A 20,386-nucleotide genomic window follows, 5' to 3' on the forward strand; every position below is an offset into this window, starting at 1 on the left:
ATGAAAAAGATAATATTAATTTTAGGAGTAATCATGACTACTTTTAGTTCATGTAGTGACTATATTGAAGAAGAAAGTGTTTCTAATGTACCTGCTGACGAAACGTATAAAACAGCATCCGGATTTCAGTTATTAGTAAACTCAGACTATGCAAGACTGAAAGGAATTTATGGAGGAAATCCATGGTTGTTTGAATCCGGTACAGATATGTATGCCGAAGGAAGAACGCCTGAACCAGCCGGTATAAGCCAATATACGTTGTTGATTCCGTCTGCAGTTAATGTCGATGATTTGTATATTTCATGTTATCAGCAGATTCAGTCTGTAAACAAAACAGTATATTATTCGACGGTAACAGAACAAACAGCTAATTTAAATACCCTGGTTGGTGAAGCAAAATTTTTGAGAGCCAACGCTTATTTTTTATTAGTTCAGACTTATGGAGGAGTTCCCATTGTTTTGGATAACATTACTTCAGCAGTTTTATCTTTTAAAAGAAACACAGCAGAAGAAGTGTATACCCAGATTATAGCAGATTTAGAAGCTTCTCTGGCCAGTGTAGGCACAACCGCTTACGCAACGGGAGGAAGAGTAAATAAAAGAGCCGTAAACGATTTATTGGCAAAAGTGTATTTAACCAGAGGATATGAAACTTTTGGTACTCCGGCTGATTTTACAAAAGCAGCTGCGTATGCGGATGCTGCAATCGCGGGGCAAGCCTTAAATATCGCTTTTGATCAATTGTTCAAGCCAGGAAATGACTTAAATGCAGAAACTATTTTTTCTGTTCAATATGATAAAGCATCCACAAGTACAGATCCAACAAAATTAGGAAACAATCAGTTTTACTATTTCAGTTCTTATTTAGGAGGTGCAGAAACAGGAGCGCCATTAAGAAGTTATAATTTATGTCCGACAGATTATGCTTTAGGGTTATATGAAAAAGGAGATAAAAGATGGGATGCTACCTTTATGACAGAAATTCTGGAAGGTCCCGAAACAACAAATGGAGTTACAAAAACAATTTTATATTATCCATATTACAGAAGTACAACTCCGGCAACACTAAAAGTAAGACATTTCTATGAGCCAAAATGGTTTACAGCAGCCGATAGGGCAGCATGGAATACAGCAAATGCGTCCAGAAAATCAGCCACATTTGTATATCATCCCTGGGGAGAATATTCGGCAGCACATACTTTAATCCAAAATCTGGACTGTTATACGATTCCGGTTAAGAAATTTGATGATCCGGATCCAACAACACCATCAAGTACAGGACCCGTAAGTACAAGAGATATTATCGTATCAAGATTGGGAGAAACGTATTTAGTAGCAGCAGAGGCTTATTTAAAAGCAGGGAATGCACAAACAGGTTTAGATCGTTTAAACGAGGTAAGAAGAAGAGCAGGTGTAGCAAATGCCCTAATCGGAGAATTTAATATCAATTATATCTTAGACGAAAGAGGAAGAGAGTTATTGGGAGAATACAAACGCTGGTTCGATTTAAAACGTACCGGTACATTAGTAGACAGAGCTTCGGCCTATAATTATAAAATCAAGGCAGCAAATTTTGTGGGAGTAGACGGTAAACTTAAAATTTTAAGACCAATACCACAAACGGCGCTGGATTTAAATCAAAATAAGGATTTTCCTCAGAATCCTGGTTATTAGTAATTTGATAATTTATTGAGGTTAAGTTTTTTTTGAAGAAGTTAAAAAGGAGTCCGATCCCTGAATCGGGCTCCTTTCTTAACTAAAAAACAGATTGATTTTAATGCGAAAAGTTGTATTCATTTTATTGTTTTATTCCTGCGTTGTTTCAGCGCAGCATACCTATAGTGTCGATACATCGTACACTGTAAAAAGTACTTACGATAAATTAATTAAAAAATTTCCGTCGATTACCATTCCTGTTAGCAGTAAAAGCAAGAATGTTGACCCCATCATGGATATCGTTTATTTTAAAAAAAATGAAAGAACATTACATATTGATGCTTTTATCAATCAGGCAAAAAAGAAAAATCCTGCTGTAATCCTGATTCATGGCGGTGGATGGCGATCCGGAAATAAAAACCAGATGAACCTTTTAGCACAGGAAATCGCTTCAAAAGGATATTCGTGTTTTACAATAGAGTACAGATTATCGCTAGAGGCAAAATATCCGTATGGAGTTTATGATGTTAAAAATGCAATTAAATTTATAAAAGATAACGCAAAGAAATTCAAGGCAGATCCGGACAAAATTGCAGTTTTAGGATGTTCTTCGGGAGGTCAAATGGCAGCTTTGATTGGTACTACAAACGGAAATTCAGCTTTTGATGATCCTTTAAATAAAAGCAAATCAACATCAAAAGTAAATGCGATTATTAATGTAGATGGTATTTTAGCCTTCAGGCATCCGGAATCTTCAGAAGGAGATATGGCATCGTTTTGGCTTGGAGGTTCTTATGAAGAAAAAACAGACAACTGGAAACAGGCATCGGCATTAAATCACACCGATAAAAATACACCTCCCATATTGTTTATCAATAGCAGTATTCCGAGGTTTCATGCGGGAAGAGATGATATGATTGCGATTTTAAATCAGTATAAAATTTACAGTGAGGTACATACGATAGAAAATTCGCCACATTCGTTTTGGTTTTTTCAGCCTTGGTTCGATGAAACGGTAAAGTACACCACGCAATTTTTGGATAAAATATTTAAATAAAAAAAAGGAGAACAAAGAGCTGCCCCATCTGGTACCGGGGCGATAGCAAACAGGCGAAGCAAATCTGCGTAAAAAAAGAGTAGCACATAAAAAAAATAAAATTTATATAGACACAAACAAGCCATCATTCATCATTTTGAATCAATTATGCTGAAGGCAATCGGAGTGGTAAAAATAAACTCAAAAGGTTAAATACAATTTAATGATGAAACCAGCTTTTATAAAAAACAATTTCAGCAAATGTATGATTGCTTTACTATTGATTATCACTAGTAAATCGATGGCACAAAGTACTGAGAAAACAATGTTACCTGATAATTTAAAATGGTCGGAACGAACAGCGCTTACCATCCTGAATAAATACCCAAAAGCCTGGCAAATCGACGGTACCGAAAAACCAAAATGGGATTATAAAATGGGATTGGTATTATCGGCTTTTGAAAAATTGTATCAAAAAACAAACAATGAAAAGTATTTTAATTACATCAAAGAGTACGCTGATGAAATGATCGATGCTGATGGAAATATCAAAAAATATGATATAAAAGAATACAATATTGATTGTGCAAATCCGGGAAAATTACTTTTTACTTTATATGATAAAACAAAAGACAATCGCTATTTAAAAGTAGTTCAACAATTAAGAACTCAGCTGGAAAGTCAGCCAAGAACGGTAAGTGGCGGATTTTGGCACAAACAAATTTATCCTAATCAAATGTGGATTGATGGTTTGTATATGGCGGAACCTTTTTATACCCAATATACAGTTAAGTATGAAAATGGAAAAGCGCTGGATGATATTGCCAGACAATTTGAATTGGTACAAAATCATTTGGTGGATCAAAAAACAGGTTTGGTATATCATGCCTGGGATGAAAGCAAAGAAATAGCCTGGGCAAATAAAGAAACAGGGACATCGCCAACAATCTGGGGACGTGGAATTGGCTGGTACATGATGGCTTTGGTAGAAACACTGGATTATTATCCAAAGACAAATAAAAATTATAAAACGCTCGTAGGCTATCTGAATCAAATTGCCAAAAGCGCCGATCAGCATAAAAGTGCATCAGGTTTATGGTACCAGGTCGCCGATAAACCAGAAATGACAGGTAATTATCTGGAATCTTCGTCTTCAGGCATGATTATTTATGCTTTGGCAAAAGGGGCAGATAAAGGATATTTAAATTCAAATTTTAAAAAGACTGCTCAAAAATCATTCAATGCTTTTGTAAAAGAGTTTGTTAAAAAAGACGATAAGGGAGAGATTGTAATTTCAAACGTCTCATCGAATGTAGGCTTAGGCGGAAAACCATTTCGGGACGGAACCAATCAATATTATATCAACAGCAAAACAAAAGACAATAGCTCGCCTGCATTAGCGGCATTTTTGTTAAGCGCAATCGAACTGAATAAATAATCGCAAAGTATTTTGAAAATGATAAAAAACAGGACTTATACCGTTTCAATCCTACTTATAGGCGTGATTCTGTTTTCGATAACTAAAATGAAGGCTCAGGAAACCGCAAAGAAAGAAGTCGTAATTTCTGCTGCTTTAAAATGGTCAGAACGAATGGCACTTTCTATTATGAAACGTGACCCAAAAGCGTGGCAAATCGATAATAACGAAAAACCAAAATGGGATTATAAACTCGGATTGGTCACGATGTCTTTTCAGGAACTTTACAAAAAAACAAACAATCCTGTTTATGCCAATTACGTAAAAGAATATGGAGAGACAGTGATTAATAGTTTTGGAGAAATCATGAATTATAAACTGGAAGATTATAATATTGATTATGTAAATGCCGGAAAAATACTTTTCGAACTGTACAAAACAACAAAAGACAATCGTTATCTGGTTGCCATGCAAACGTTAAGAAAGCAGCTGCAAACACATCCCAGAACAAATTCAGGCGGATTTTGGCACAAAAAAATCTATCCGTATCAAATGTGGCTCGACGGGTTGTACATGGGGACACCATTTTATGCCCGTTACACAGTAGAATTTGATAAAGGCAAAGATTTAGATGATGTTGCCAAACAGTTTGAGGAAATCCATTTACACACCATCGACAAAAAAACAGGATTGCTTTTTCATGCCTGGGACGAAAGCAAACAAATGCCCTGGGCAAACAAAGAAACAGGAACCTCACCCAATTTTTGGTCCCGTTCTATTGGATGGTACATGATGGCTTTGGTAGATGTTCTGGATTATATGCCAAAAGAGCATCCCAAAAGAAAAGAGCTTATACAGTATCTGAATGAAATTTCAGCAGCAGTTGCAAAATATCAGGATCCATCGGGATTGTGGTTTCAGGTAACAGATTCAGGAACCAAAGACGGAAATTATCTGGAAGCATCAGGATCAGAAATGTTTGTTTATGCTTTTGCAAAAGGCGTAAAAAAAGGATATTTACCACAAGGTTATAAAAAACGGGCAGAAAAGGGTTTTGACGGAATAATTAATAAATTAGTCACAGTAGATCCTGACGGCGAAATTCATATTACACAGGTTTGCGCCAGCGCCGGATTGGGAGGAAATCCGTATCGTGATGGTTCTTATGAATATTATATTAAAGAAAAAATTAAAATAGATAACTCGCATGGGCTGGGGCCTTTTATCCTGGCAGCACTGGAATTAGAAAAATAGTAGAATTTAAATATATTTTAAAATGAAAAAGAATAGAAGACAAGGTTATTTTACGTCGCTTATGCTAATTTGTTTAATGGCTTTTACCAGCTGTAAAGTGATTTCACAAGAGCCTGCAAAGAAAGAGATCGTAATTTCTAAAGATTTAAAATGGTCTGATAAAATGGCTTTGACCTTAATGAAACGTCATCCCGAAGCATACATGATCGACGATTCTAAAAAGCCAAAATGGGATTATGTTCACGCTTTGGTCTTGCATTCAATCGAAGAGTTGTACAAAAAAAATCCGGATCCAAGATACAAAGCCTACATTAGGGGGTATGTTGATGAGCTGGTACAAAATGACGGAACTATTAAAACCTACGAATTCGACAAATACAATATTGATTTGGTCGTACCGGGACGTTTACTTTTTGATATTTATGCAGAGACAAAACAAGATAAATATTTGAAAGCATTACAATTAGTACGTAAGCAATTGGCAGAACAACCACGCACTGCAAGCGGCGGATTCTGGCACAAACAAATTTATCCAAATCAAATGTGGCTAGACGGTTTGTATATGGGAGAACCCTTTTATGCACAGTATACAGCAACATTTGAAAATGGAAAAAGTTTTGATGATATCGCCAAACAATTTGAACTGATTCAGCTTCACGCAACAGATTCCAAAACCGGATTATTATACCACGGTTGGGACGAAAGTAAACAAATGCCATGGGCCAATAAAGAAACGGGTAATTCACCTAATTTCTGGTCAAGGGCTTTAGGATGGTATGTTATGGCATTGGTAGATGTATTGGACTATATGCCAAAAGAGCATCCAAAACAAAAAGAACTGGTAAAGTATTTAAACAATGCCTGTGCTTCTTTGGCTAAAGTTCAGGATAAGTCGGGATTGTGGTACCAGGTAACCGATAAAGGTGGCGCAAAAGGAAATTATCTGGAAGCGTCAGGATCTTCGATGTTTGCTTATGCCTTTGCAAAAGGGGCCAATAAAGGATATTTGCCTGCAAAATATAAAAAATTAGCCAACAAAGCTTTTGACGGATTAACAACAAAACTAATCACAAAAGTAGACGATGATGGAGGAATTACACTAACTCAGGCCTGCCAGGTTGCCGGTTTAGGAGGAGATCCTTATCGTGACGGAACCTACGAATATTATGTAAACGAAAGAAAAAAAGACAACGATCCTAAAGCAACCGGACCTTTTATTCTGGCTGCAATCGAATTGAACAGATAGTTTTAAACGCATAGTTTAACGAAAGATCGCATAAGGAACTCTGCAAAGAAAAGGCAATCGTTGCAAATCGTATTCATAAAGACCTGGCACGTTTTTAAAATCTGTCAGGTCTAATTAGAAAGTTAATTAGATCAAAATGAAAAACTTAAAAGTACTCTTTCTTCTTTTATCAGTATTCCTGGTACAAAAGAATTTTGCACAGGTCTGGGTACCTGATAATGGAGACGGAACATACACCAACCCAATTATTCATGCCGATTATTCAGATCCCGATGTGGTTCGTACAGGAGATGATTTTTATATGACAGCATCTTCTTTTAATTGCATTCCGGGATTACCGGTTTTACATTCTAAAGATCTTGTAAACTGGAAGATTATTGGATATGCACTTGCTAAACAGCCGCCATTTGAAACGTATAATAAAGTACAGCATGGCAATGGTGTCTGGGCACCGAGTATTACTTTTCATAATAATGAATTTTATATTTATTATCCGGATCCTGATTTCGGAATTTATATGATAAAATCAAAAAAAGCAGAAGGGCCATGGTCTGAACCTTTGTTGGTGAAAGAAGGTATCGGACTGATAGATCCGAGTCCTTTGTGGGACGATGACGGAAAAGCATATCTCGTTCATGCTTTCGCGGGAAGCCGTGCACAAATTAAAAGTCTGATAGTAGTTTGCAGTATGAATGCCGACGGTACAATTGTTAATAATGATCAGGTAATGGTCATTGACGGACACGAAAGTGAAGGAACCATTGAAGGGCCAAAATTCTATAAGCGAAACAATTATTACTACATTTTTGCTCCCGCTGGCGGAGTTGCTACAGGCTGGCAAACCGTCTTGAGATCCAAAAATGTATTTGGGCCCTACGAAAAAAAGAAAGTGCTGGAACAAGGAAAAACAGCTATAAACGGACCCCATCAGGGTGCCTGGGTACAAACACAAACCGGAGAAGACTGGTTTATTCATTTTCAGGACAAAGGTGCTTACGGAAGAATTGTACATCTGCAACCTATGAAATGGGAAAAAGACTGGCCGGTGATGGGACAGGACTTTGATAAAAACGGAATTGGAGAACCGGTGACTACATTTAAAAAACCGAATGTCGGCAAAAAATATCCGATAGAAAATCCGGCAACTTCAGATGAATTTAACGAACCAAAATTAGGTTTACAATGGCAATGGCAGGCCAATGCCCAGATCAATTGGGGGTTTCCAACGAGTTTAGGCTACCTGAATTTATTCTGTCAAACCACTCTAAAAAGCGACCAGAAAATTTTTGACGCTCCCAATTTGTTATTACAAAAATTTCCTGCGGAAGAGTTTACCACCACCACCAAATTAACTTTTAATACAAGGCTGAATGGTGAGTCCACAGGACTTTTGATAATGGGATTAGACTACAGTTTTCTGAACTTTAAAAATGATAACGGAAAGCTGTATTTGAATCAGAAGACCGGTACTTTTGATAAAAAAGTTTCAGAAACAGAAACAACACCCATTTTAATAGAAAATAGCACGGTATACCTGAGGGTAAAAGTTAAAAAAGGAGGTGTTTGCAGTTTCTTTTACAGCTTAGACGATAAAAAATATCAGCCAATAGGTTCTGATTTTACATCAAAAGAAGGAAAATGGATTGGAGCCAAAGTCGGACTTTTTGCCCTGAGCCAAAAAGTAACTAACGATTCCGGAAATGTGGCGGTAGACTGGTTTAGGATAACGAAGTGAGAAAGCTGCAAAGTTTCAAAGTTTCAAAGTTTCAAAGTTTCAAAGTTTCAAAGTAACAAAGTTTCAAAGTAACAAAGTTTCAAAGGTATGAAGGGGCAAGGGTTCAAAAAAGTGATAAGATAAGCGTCAAAGATTAAAAAAAGCTGCTAAATCTGCTGGAAAAATAACTCCATACAACTACAAGGTTTATGTTGGGTACCCCCTTTTTAGCAACCATAAAGCGATCTGGCTCTATATTTGAAAAAATACGCCAACCAAAATAAACTTAAAAATGATTCTATTTAAAAAATACATAATATTAGTTTTATTCAGCATTTGTTTTAGCGTAAATGCACAGAATACCTACAAGAACTGGTCGGATATTATTCGTAAAAATGATGCGAATTGGTTTGGAACTGATGAAGCCAAAAAGATTGCCGAAAATGTTCTGCTGTATCAAAGAGATATTGGCGGATGGCCAAAGAATATCCAGATGCAGCAAGAACTTACACCACAGCAAAAAAAGGATTTAATGGCGCTGAAAAGTGATCTGCACGAAATTACAACTGATAATGGGGCAACTTCTCAGGAAATGCTTTTCATGTCTAAAATGTATGCACAGGTCAAAGATGAACGCTATAAGGAATCTTTTCTAAAAGGCTTGGATTATTTGTTTGAAGCCCAATATAAAAATGGAGGATGGCCTCAGTTCTATCCGCTAAAAAAAGGATATTACACACACATTACGTACAATGATGATTCGATGGTAAATATCCTGAACATCATGAAACAAGTAAGTGAAGAAACTGATTTTTATAGCATAAAACCATCAAAGGCAATTGTTGAAAAGGCCAAAATATCTTTTGATAAAGGAATTGATTGTATTCTGAAAACACAATACAAACAAAATGGAGTTTTAACTGCCTGGTGTGCACAACATGATGAATTTACTTTGGCTCCTGCCAATGCAAGGGCTTTTGAACTGGCTTCGCTTAGTGGTTATGAATCGACGAAAATTGTATTGCTTTTAATGTCGATTGAAAAACCTTCTGCTGAAATAGTTACTGCAGTTAAAAGCGCTAAGGCTTGGTTTGAAAAAACAAAAATCACCAATATTGAAGAGAAAAGAGTACTAAATGATGCAGGGAAAATTATAGACAAAAAAATGGTTCCTACCCAAAATGCAGCACCAATTTGGGCAAGATTTATGGAATTAGATACCAATCAGCCTTTCTTTTGTGACCGTGACGGAATCAAGAAAAAAGCACTGGATGAAATTGGTTCAGAAAGACGAAATGGCTATTCGTGGTATACCGATGCTCCAAAAGAAGTTTTGAAAAAGTATGATACATGGGCCGTTAAAAACGGGACAAAAGTTACGGATACAGAAAAAAAAAAGGTTAATTTAATTACTGTCGCACAAGATGGGACCGGTGATTTCACCAAAATTCAGGATGCTGTTTATGCGTGCCCCGCATTTCCTTATGAGAAAGTCACCATTTATGTCAAAAATGGAATTTATAATGAAAAAGTCCGAATCCCGGAATGGAATACAAATGTAGTTTTACAGGGCGAAAGCAAAGAACAAACGGTCATTACTTTTGATGATAATTTTTCTAAGATCAGTTTAGGAAGAAACAGTACTTTTTATACACCAACTCTTTTGGTAGAGGGAGATGATTTTTCGGCATCAAATTTAACGATTAAAAATGCTTCCGGAGATCACGGTCAGGCCATTGCATTGTCTGTTGTGGCAAATCGCGTTCAAATTTCAAATTGTATTCTTTCAGGAAATCAGGATACGCTGTACTTGTCCGGAAAAGAGGCAAAACAATATTTTAAAGACTGTTATATCGAAGGAACAACTGATTTTATTTTTGGAGGTGCCACTGCCTTATTTGAAAATTGCGAAATTCACAGTATTAAAAGTTCATATATTACAGCAGCTTCAACCCCACAAAATACTGCTTTTGGTTTTGTTTTTAAAAATTGCAGGCTTACGGCAGATCCTTCGGCTACAGCCGTTTATTTAGGAAGACCCTGGAGAATTTATGCCAAAACAGTTTATATCAATTGCGACATGGGAAAACAAATCAGACCCGAAGGCTGGGAAAACTGGTCGAAACCGGAAGCAGAAAAAAATGCTTTTTATGCTGAGTACAATTGTACAGGCGAAGGTTTTCAACCCACAAAAAGAGTAGTGTGGTCCCATCAGCTTCAAAAGAAAGAAGCTGCGAAATACACCATCGAAAATATTCTCAAAGATTCAGTTGAAAATTGGTATTCAAAATAAAAAAACTTTAAACTGCCAAACCAGTGGGTTAAACAGTAAAATAAAAAACATAAAACATGAATTTTAAATATTTCATTTTCCTGCTGCTTTCATGGGCTTCTTTTGCTCAGCATAACGAATTTCCGACAGCAAAAGTGGATTCGATTGTCAATAGAATTCAGCTGCCTGTAGTTCCTTCTTATCAAATTAACATTGTGAAATTAGGAGCCAAAGGTGATTCGATTGCGAATAATAAAGCTGTATTTGACAAAGCGATGGCGTTGTGCAAAAAGAACAATGGCGGAACTATTATTGTTCCCAAAGGAATTTATAAAATTAACGGGCCAATTCATTTTGTAAGCAATGTAAACCTTAGAATAGAAAAAGGAGCAAAACTAAAATTCAGCGATAATCCCAAAGATTATTTACCAATGGTTTTAACCAGTTGGGAAGGAACAATGCTGTATAATTACAGTCCTTTAATTTATGGATATGAATGTTCGAATATTGCCATAACCGGAGAAGGAACAATAGACGGAGAAGGAGGAAAAACCTGGAAAAGTTTTAAAGCCAAAGAAGGAAAAGGAAAAGATTTAAGCCGTGAAATGAATCATAACAATATAGCTTTAAAAGACAGAAAATTTGGAGACGGCTATTTTTTGCGTCCGCAAATGATTCAGTTTTTTAATTGCAAAAATATTTTAGTAGAAAATGTCCGAATCGAAAATTCGCCTTTTTGGTGTTTACATTTATTAAAATCAGAAAGTATTACCGTTCGCGGACTGCGTTATAAATCATTAAATTACAACAATGACGGTATTGATCCTGAATATGCAAAAGATGTTTTAATCGAAAATGTGACTTTTGATAATGGAGACGATAATGTAGCGATTAAAGCAGGCAGGGATCATGAAGGAAGAGCCAATTTTGCTACGCCAAGTGAAAATATAGTAATTAGAAATTGCAATTTCAAAGGTCTTCACGGCGTTGTGATAGGAAGTGAAATGTCAGCAGGAGTGCAAAATGTTTTTGTAGAGAATTGTAAAACGGCAGGTTATTTAAAAAGAGGGATCTATCTGAAAACCAATGCCGACAGGGGTGGTTTTATCAAAAATGTTTTTGTCCGGAATATCCAACTGGATGAAGTAGAAGACTGCTTGTATATCACGGCCAATTATCATGGAGAAGGAAAAGGCTTTCAGTCAGACATTTCTACTATTTACTTTTCGAACATTACCTGTAATAAAGCCACAGCTTCAGGAATTGTAATTCAGGGATTTCCGGATAAAAAAGTACGTAACATTTCATTAAACAATATTGAAATCAAATGGGCAAAAAATGCCATTTCAAGCACAAATGCTGAAAATGTAGTATTAAACGAAGTTTTCATCGGGGAAAAAGCAACGGTTCCAACAGCGGCTAAATAGTTTTTTTTAAGGTTCAGAGGGACAAAGGCTCAGAGGGGCAAAGGTTTTGGGTACAAGATATACTACAAGATAAATTTTTATATTCCTGTCGTCCTGAATAGCAAAGAATGAGAAAAGAAACCGATAAAGGACATACAAAATAAATCAAAAGAAATAATAAGTCAAAACGAATAAAATGAAATATTATCTATTAATTATCTGCTTAATTACTACCACCTGTTTTGCTCAGAAAACAACATTGTATACTATTGGCGACTCTACGATGGCAAACAAAAAAGACCCGGACCGAAATCCGGAACACGGTTGGGCACAAGTATTACAGCCTTTTTTTACAACCGGTATTGTAGTTGAAAACAAAGCAGTAAACGGGAGAAGTACCAAAAGCTTTATCAACGAAAAACGCTGGGATTCGATTTATAAAAAGCTAAAAAAAGGCGATTACGTTTTTATTGAATTTGGTCATAACGATGAAAAAATAGAAGATTCTACACGCTATACAAATCCGCATACTGCTTACAGATATAATTTGATTCGGTTTGTAAACGAAAGCCGCGAAAAAGGAGCAATACCCATACTGCTGACTTCTATTGCAAGACGTAATTTTAATGAAAAAGGCGTCCTTGTTCCTACACATGGCGATTATCCTTTAGAAACAAGAGGGGTAGCACAGGAATATAAAGTTCCTTTTATTGATTTAGAGTATTACACGGAGCTTTTGGAACAATCGTATGGGCCTGAAAAATCAAAACAGCTGCATTTGCATTTTAAAGCGGGAGAGAATGCCTATTACGATAAAGATAAAAATGACGATACACACTTGTCTTTAAAAGGGGCTACAGAAATTGCGCAGATTGTAATCAATCAAATTAGAAAAATGAACGATCCTTCATTAGAAAAACTTAAGAAAGGAATTAAATAATGTCTTATTTTATGGTTATAAAACCTTTTAGTGGCACATAAAGTATATAATAATTAAGACATTTACATCCAATATTAAGAGCATTTTTCAGGAGCAAATTGTTTTTTTTTTTTTATTTATTTAATATTGGTTTTTCAAAAGAAGAGAGGACTTAGTGCTCTCTTTTTTCGTTTAAATAATGTTAAAGAAGCATTATAAAACAGAACTTTTTATGTGTTTTTGGCATTTTCGGGTTATTTTAATACCCGTTTTTACGTAGCTAAAAAAAATAACAGGCCAACCAAAATTTTAATTATCAATTTGTTTTTAATGCCTTATTTTACGGGAAAAAACTGATAAATAAATTCTTTTTTTACGGTTTTTAAAAGTTAAAATTTTTTCGTTTTTTTCGTTTAAAAAGTTAAAAATTAACATTTTTTTTTAAATTTTTATTTTTTGTTTGCTGTAAATCAGTAACTTAGCGAAGTTAAAATTGTTTTTCCTCTATTAGCCAAATGTGTTTTTTTAAGAATCCATGCCCAGCTATTTTTTTCAATCAGTACATCTTTAGAATCTATTTTTTTAAGTAACATTTTTTTATTTGTTAAGTGTTTCTTGTCTCAAATCCATACTGTTGGTAAATAAGGTAACTCTTAACCTGAAATCTAATTTAAGAACCAAACATTTGGGTTAAAAAAGGTTTAAAAACTCCTATACGAAGAGAATTTATAATGACTCTAGTACACAAATCCATCTGCTAAACGCTCACCTGACTTTTTATTCGCCAATAATAGAGTTGTTGTATTTCAATTAAGATTGTTTAATTAATCAATGGACAATTATGAAATCAAAAATTACTTTTATTTTAATGTTAGTTATACTACCCGTAATTAACTTTATGGGCAATAGTGCATTTGCACAAGCTGCTTTAACAGCAGAGAAAACAATTGTGGGGAATCCGGCGGCAGTTACAGTGGGAGAAGTAGTGACTTTTAATATCACTATTCATAATAGTAATCCGGTTGATAAGACAGGCATAAATGTTACAGATCCGGTATCATTTAATTATATAGCCGGGATTACGAATGTTAATAATGGGGGAGCATTAGTTGGTGCTGCGAATCGCAGGGTTGAATGGATAAATTTAACAATCCCCGCAAATGGCAGTTTGGTGCTAAGTTTTGATGCGTCAATAGGAAACCCATTGCCTAATGCTACTACAGTAAGAAATTTAGCTACTATTACAGATATAAATGACCCGGCATTTCAGCTAAAACCGGAAATTATAGTGCCTTTGATCACGATGAGTTGTCCAGGTAATGAAGAATTAGCATTAACGGGAAATGCAAAAATAGCTCAGGGAGGGTATATTCAGTTAACCGCCAATATTGGTACACAAAGCGGCCAGGCCTGGAGCCATAATGAGTTGAGTTTAGATAAAGACTTTAACCTTGAGTTTAATGCTTTTTTTGGCACTTTAGATACTGGTGCTGATGGTTTTGCTTTCTTAATGAAAAGCCTTGATGCAACAGATAAGGTGGGGATTTGGGGGGCAGGACTTGGTTATGGCGGAATTGGTTCTCCGGGCCATGGACATTCTTTTGCCATAGAGTTTGATACCTATTATAATCCGGAGAAAGCACCTAATGGGGTTGTAGTTGATCTCATACAGAATGATCATACTTCATTCCGGACTAGTGGAGATTACAGTCAAAGCGGTAAAGTAGGTACTGATGTTGATTTAGGAAATATAGAAGATGGTAACTGGCATAAAACCAGCATCAATTGGACTGTAGCTACTAAAGAACTAAAAGTTTTTTTAGATGGTGTTTTGATCAATTCTGTAGTCAGGGATATAGTAGCGCTGGATTTTGCGGGTAATCCTCATGTTAATTATGGATATACTTCCAGTACTGGAGGTTATACGAATGAGCAAGCAGTTTGTATAGAGGCTGTTACTACTTGTCTGGCAGGAAAAACAGCACCTGTTTTGAGTTCACCTGTCGGACAGGATGTATGTATGACAGGTACTACTTTTGATTTAAATTCTTTAATAACAAGTACAGCACCTGCAGGTTCTACATTGCTTTGGTATACAGATGAATTTCATCAGAATATAGCGTATCCAACACCGGATCAGGCTGCTCTGGGCACCTACTATGCCTTTTATTATGATGCGACTGGCGATTGTTATTCACCGGGAACAGCTGCAGTTGTTTTGAAAGACTGTAAAATTATTTCAGCCAAAACAATAGTGGGCAATCCTGTTACAGTAAATTCCGGAGATGTGCTAACATATAATATTACCTTAACGAATAATGTTAACATCGCAAAAACCGGTATAAATATAAGTGACGAAATTCCAACCGGATTAGTTAATATTTTGAATATAAGTAATGCAGGAATACTCAGTGGCAGTAAAATTGACTGGACGAATATAACTGTGCCCGCAAATAACGCGGTAACATTAAGTTTTCAGGCCACTGTAGACAGTAACTTACCAGTAAACACGACAAGTATAAAAAATATAGCCTCAGTTATTGACCCTATTGATCCTGCGAATCCCGAAATGCCTGAAGTCGAGGTGTTAATAGGACCAAAGCCCGGCCTTTCGATAACAAAAGAAGGAGAGTTTATTGATGGTAACGGAGATGGTAAAACAGATGTGGGCGATATTGTACGCTATACTTTTGTAATAAGGAATACGGGAAATACAGTATTAACCAATATTACGATAACAGATAGTAATGCAGTAATAACAGGAGGTCCCATAACAAGTTTAGCAGTAGGAGCAACAGATACTGCAACATTTACAGGAGTTCACACCGTTACACAGGCCGATATTGATGCTGAGGCAGTATATAATCTTGCAACTGCAACGGGAACGCCTCCCACCGGCCCCGATGTTACAGCAACATCAACAGATCCAACACCTTGCGTTTCGTGTATTGTTGATCCGGCTTGTCCGGCTTGTACTATTACGGTGTTAATACCAAATCCGGGAATTTCAGTGACAAAAAATGGAGTTTTTGTAGACAGCAATAGCGATGGTAAAACAAATGTTGGGGATACAGTAACCTATACTTTTGTAGTCACTAATACAGGAAATACGATTCTAAATGCTATTACCATAACGGATAATAATGCAACAATAAACGGAGGTCCTTTAGCAACTTTAGCCATTGGGGCAGCAGACTCAACAACATTTACAGGTTTTCATACGGTTACACAGGATGACATTGATGCGGGAGTAGTATATAATTTGGCTACAGTAACCGGAACACCGCCAAGCGGACCAGATGTAAGCGGGACTTCTACTGATCCGATACCTTGTCTAACATGTCCAATTCATCCCACATGTCCGGATTGTACCGTAGTGCCATTAATCCAAAATCCCGGTATTTCGGTCACGAAGCAAGGTGTCTTTATAGATGGAAATGGAGATGGTATAACCGATGTGGGAGATCAGATCGAATATACTTTTGTAGTAACCAATACAGGAAATACAACCTTAACGGATATTTTTATAACAGATGCTAAAGCTGTTATAACAGGAGGCCCGCTTGCTGCTTTAGAAGCAGGAGATTCTGATTCTACCACCTTTACAGGAACGTATACCGTTACCCAGGCTGATATTAATACAGGTTTTGTGTATAATTTAGCAATAGTAACCGGAACCCCTCCAATTGGTACTGATGTTACAGATACATCTACAGATCCAACACCATGTACAACTTGCCCGGTTGATCCGCTTTGTCCGGATTGTACCATAACGCCCCTGGTGCAAAATCCGCTTATTTCTGTGACAAAATCAGGAGTCTTTATGGATGTAAATAACGATGGCGTAACGAATATTGGAGATAAAATTGAATATAATTTTGTGGTAGCCAATATCGGAAATACTGTTTTAACCAATATTACGCTCACGGATAGTAAAGCAAGTATAAGCGGAGGACCAATTGCCACTTTAGGAGCGGGCGATTCAGATTCAGCTACCTTTACTGCAGTATATTTTATTACTCAGGCCGATATTGATGCAGGTGTAGTATACAATTTAGCAACCGTAACGGGTACACCGCCAATTGGACCCGATGTAAGCGGAACATCGACAGATCCAACCCCATGTACAACCTGTCCTGTTGACCCTCTGTGTCCGGATTGTACCATAACACCATTAGTACAATCTCCGGGTATTTCAGTGACGAAAGAAGGTCTTTTTGTTGATGTTGATGGCGACGGAAGAACTACGATTGGAGACAGGGTAGCATATACTTTTGTGGTAACCAATACCGGAAATACAGTTTTAACCAATATTACAATTACAGATACTAACGCTGTAGTAACAGGAGGACCGTTAGCTGCTTTAGGTGTAGGAGATACCGATTCTGCGACATTTACAGCAGTTCACACGATTACACAAGCCGATATTGATGCTGAGCTTGTGTACAATTTAGCAACAGTAACCGGAACGCCGCCAATAGGTGCTGATATAAGCGGAACTTCGACAGACCTAACCCCGTGTACTACATGTCCGGTCGATCCGTCATGTCCGGATTGTACCATAACACCTTTAATACCAACTCCGGGAATTTCAGTAAATAAAGCAGGCCAGTTTGTTGATGGTAATAATGATGGTATAACCAATGTTGGAGATAGGGTAGAATATACTTTCGTAGTAAAAAATACAGGTAATGCACCCTTAACAAATGTTACTTTGACAGATAGCAGAGCAATTGTAACCGGAGGTCCCATACCGGTTTTAGAAATCGGGGAAACAGATACTTCAACATTCAAAGCCGTACATATTGTAACACAACTGGATATTGATGCAGGAGTGGTATTTAATCTGGCGACTATAAGCGGTACACCGCCAACAGGTCCGGATGTAATGGCAACATCAACAGATTTAACACCTTGTCCCGCCTGTCCGGTGGATCCCGCCTGTCCGGATTGTACTGTTACTCCATTAGTGCAGGATCCCGGTATTTCCATTACCAAAGATGGTGTTTTTGTCGACAGTAATGCAGATGGTAAAACGAATGTTGGAGATAAAATTGAATATACCTTTGCAGTGAAAAACACAGGAAATACTATTTTAACTAATATCAGAATAACAGATAATAATGTAATAGTAACCGGAGGCCCCCTGGCAAGTTTAGGAGTCGGTCAGGAAGATTTTACCACATTTAAGGCCACTCACACAGTTACCCAAGCCAATATTGATGCAGGAGTAGTATACAATCTGGCAACCATAACCGGAACCTCACCAAGTGGTCCTGATATAAGCGATACCTCTACAGATCCAACGCCATGTATAACCTGTCCCGTTAATCCGGCCTGTCCGGATTGTACTGTAACTCCGCTGGCACAAAATCCGGATATTTCGATAACCAAAGAAGGAATTTTTGTAGATAGCAATAACGACGGCAAAACAAATGTTGGAGATAAAATTGAATATACTTTTGTAGTAACCAATACTGGCAATACGACACTTACTAATGTTGTTATAACAGATCCTAAAGCGACAATAACAGGTGGTCCTATAGCAGTTTTAGCAGTCGGAACAACAGATTCAGTCACCTTTACAGGAACATATACCATTGTACAAACTGATATTGATGCAGGCCAGGTTTATAATTTGGCTACTGTGACAGCCAAAGATCCAAACAATGCTGATGTAACAGCAACATCTACAGATCCAACGCCTTGTACAAGCTGTCCTGTAGATCCAATTTGTCCGGATTGTACCATTACACCATTAACACCAACGCCTTCTGTAACAATAACAAAACATGGATTGTTTGTTGATAATAACGCAGATGGATTAACCAGTGTTGGTGATAGTGTCGCCTATACTTTTGTAGTTGCTAATACAGGAAATACGACTTTAACTAATATTACAGTCACAGATAATAATGCTGTTGTCACCGGAGGTCCTTTGGCAAGTTTGGCTGTTGGAGCTATAGATGCGGCCACATTTAAAGCTATACACATTATTACACAAGCTGATATTGACGCCGGACTGATTTATAATTTAGCCACCATAACCGCAAAAGATCCTGAAGGCAATGATGTACCGGCAACATCGACAGACCCGCTGCCTTGTGCAACATGCCCTGTTGATCCAATTTGTCCGGATTGTACCATAACTCCATTAACACCAACACCATCTATAGCCATAACAAAACATGGATTGTTCGTTGATAATAATGCAGATGGACTAACCAGTGTTGGTGATAGTGTAGTGTATACTTTTGTTGTTACCAACACAGGAAATACGACCTTAACCAATATTACAGTGACAGATAATAATGCCGTTGTCACCGGAGGCCCTTTGGCAAGTTTAGCTGTGGGTGACATTGATGCCACCACATTTAAGGCCGTGCATACTATTACACAGGCCGATATTGATAAAGGTGAGATCTATAATTTAGCCACTATAACCGGAAAAGACCCGGGAGGGAATGATATACCGGCAACATCCACAGACCCGCTCCCTTGTACAACATGTGCAATCGACCCGGTTTGTCCGGATTGTACCATAACACCTTTACTGCCAAATCCATCTGTAACAATAACAAAACATGGATTGTTCGTTGATAATAACGCAGATGGATTTACAAGTGTTGGTGATAGCATCGTCTACACTTTTGTAGTCACCAATACAGGAAATATAACCTTAAGCAATATTATAGTAACAGATAACAACGCCGATGTGATTGGCGGTCCTTTGACAAGCCTGGCTGTTGGGGCAATAGACTCCACAACATTTAAGGCGGTACACCTTATAACACAAGCTGATATTGATGCAGCATGGGTTTATAATTTAGCCACTGTACTGGCAACTCCGCCAAATAGTCCAAGTATCAGTGAAACATCAACAGATCCGTTGCCTTGTACAACATGTCCGGTTGATCCTGCCTGTCCGGATTGTACCATTACCCCATTGTCGCCAAGTTCATCTATAGCCATCACAAAACAGGGTGTATTTGTAGACAGCAATGGTAACGGAATAACCAATGTTGGGGACAGGGTCGAATATACTTTTGTAGTGACCAATACAGGAAATACAACCTTAACCCATATTACAGTGACAGATAATAATGCCGTTGTCACCGGAGGCCCTTTGGCAAGTTTAGGGGTTGGAGCCATAGACGCAACAACATTTAAAGCAGTACACCTTATAACACAAGCTGATATTGATAAGGGAGAAGTCTACAATTTAGCCACTACAACCGGAAAAGATCCTGGCAATAATGATGTACCGGCAACATCAACAGATCCGTTGCCTTGTACAACATGTCCGGTTGATCCTGCCTGTCCGGATTGTACCATTACCCCATTGTCGCCAAGTTCATCTATAGCCATAACAAAACAGGGTGTATTTGTAGACAGCAATGGTAACGGAATAACCAATGTGGGGGACAGGGTCGAATATACTTTTGTAGTGACCAATACAGGAAATA

Annotated in this window: 9 protein-coding genes and 1 pseudogene; all 10 read left to right on the forward strand. The window is 37.3% G+C overall.

The window, feature by feature from the left end; translation table 11 throughout:
• On the forward strand, positions 1 to 1,674 hold the full coding sequence (locus ACHRWY_RS13695; RefSeq protein ID WP_395355353.1) for a RagB/SusD family nutrient uptake outer membrane protein: 1,674 nt from the start codon (positions 1 to 3) through the stop codon (positions 1,672 to 1,674).
• A 103-nt stretch (positions 1,675 to 1,777) separates the two neighbouring features.
• Complete coding sequence (locus ACHRWY_RS13700; protein ID WP_395355354.1) at positions 1,778 to 2,713, forward strand: alpha/beta hydrolase fold domain-containing protein; 936 nt, start codon at positions 1,778 to 1,780, stop codon at positions 2,711 to 2,713.
• 202 nt (positions 2,714 to 2,915) lie between these two features.
• Positions 2,916 to 4,130, forward strand: coding sequence for a glycoside hydrolase family 105 protein (locus tag ACHRWY_RS13705; protein WP_395355357.1), 1,215 nt, complete (start codon positions 2,916 to 2,918; stop codon positions 4,128 to 4,130).
• Positions 4,131 to 4,148: 18 nt separating this feature from the next.
• Complete coding sequence (locus ACHRWY_RS13710; protein WP_395355359.1) at positions 4,149 to 5,363, forward strand: glycoside hydrolase family 105 protein; 1,215 nt, start codon at positions 4,149 to 4,151, stop codon at positions 5,361 to 5,363.
• Positions 5,364 to 5,385: 22 nt separating this feature from the next.
• The gene (locus tag ACHRWY_RS13715; protein WP_395355360.1) at positions 5,386 to 6,609 is read left to right on the forward strand and encodes a glycoside hydrolase family 105 protein; all 1,224 of its coding nucleotides are present in this window, start codon (positions 5,386 to 5,388) and stop codon (positions 6,607 to 6,609) included.
• Positions 6,610 to 6,745: 136 nt separating this feature from the next.
• A complete protein-coding gene (locus ACHRWY_RS13720; RefSeq protein ID WP_395355362.1) occupies positions 6,746 to 8,344 on the forward strand; it encodes a glycoside hydrolase 43 family protein in 1,599 nt (532 codons plus the stop codon).
• A gap of 271 nt (positions 8,345 to 8,615) precedes the next feature.
• A complete protein-coding gene (gene pelA, locus ACHRWY_RS13725; protein ID WP_395355364.1) occupies positions 8,616 to 10,616 on the forward strand; it encodes a pectate lyase in 2,001 nt (666 codons plus the stop codon).
• A 56-nt stretch (positions 10,617 to 10,672) separates the two neighbouring features.
• Positions 10,673 to 12,022: a glycoside hydrolase family 28 protein gene (locus tag ACHRWY_RS13730; RefSeq protein ID WP_395355365.1), complete on the forward strand. Its 1,350-nt coding sequence runs from the start codon at positions 10,673 to 10,675 to the stop codon at positions 12,020 to 12,022.
• A 175-nt stretch (positions 12,023 to 12,197) separates the two neighbouring features.
• Positions 12,198 to 12,941 carry a rhamnogalacturonan acetylesterase gene (locus tag ACHRWY_RS13735; protein WP_395355366.1) on the forward strand — a complete coding sequence of 248 codons (744 nt, stop codon included), beginning with the start codon at positions 12,198 to 12,200 and terminating at the stop codon, positions 12,939 to 12,941.
• Between the two features lie 847 nt (positions 12,942 to 13,788).
• Positions 13,789 to 20,386: pseudogene (locus ACHRWY_RS13740) on the forward strand (hypothetical protein); the annotation flags it as partial.

Source organism: Flavobacterium sp. FlaQc-48, assembly GCF_044007335.1.
Lineage (GTDB): Bacteria > Bacteroidota > Bacteroidia > Flavobacteriales > Flavobacteriaceae > Flavobacterium.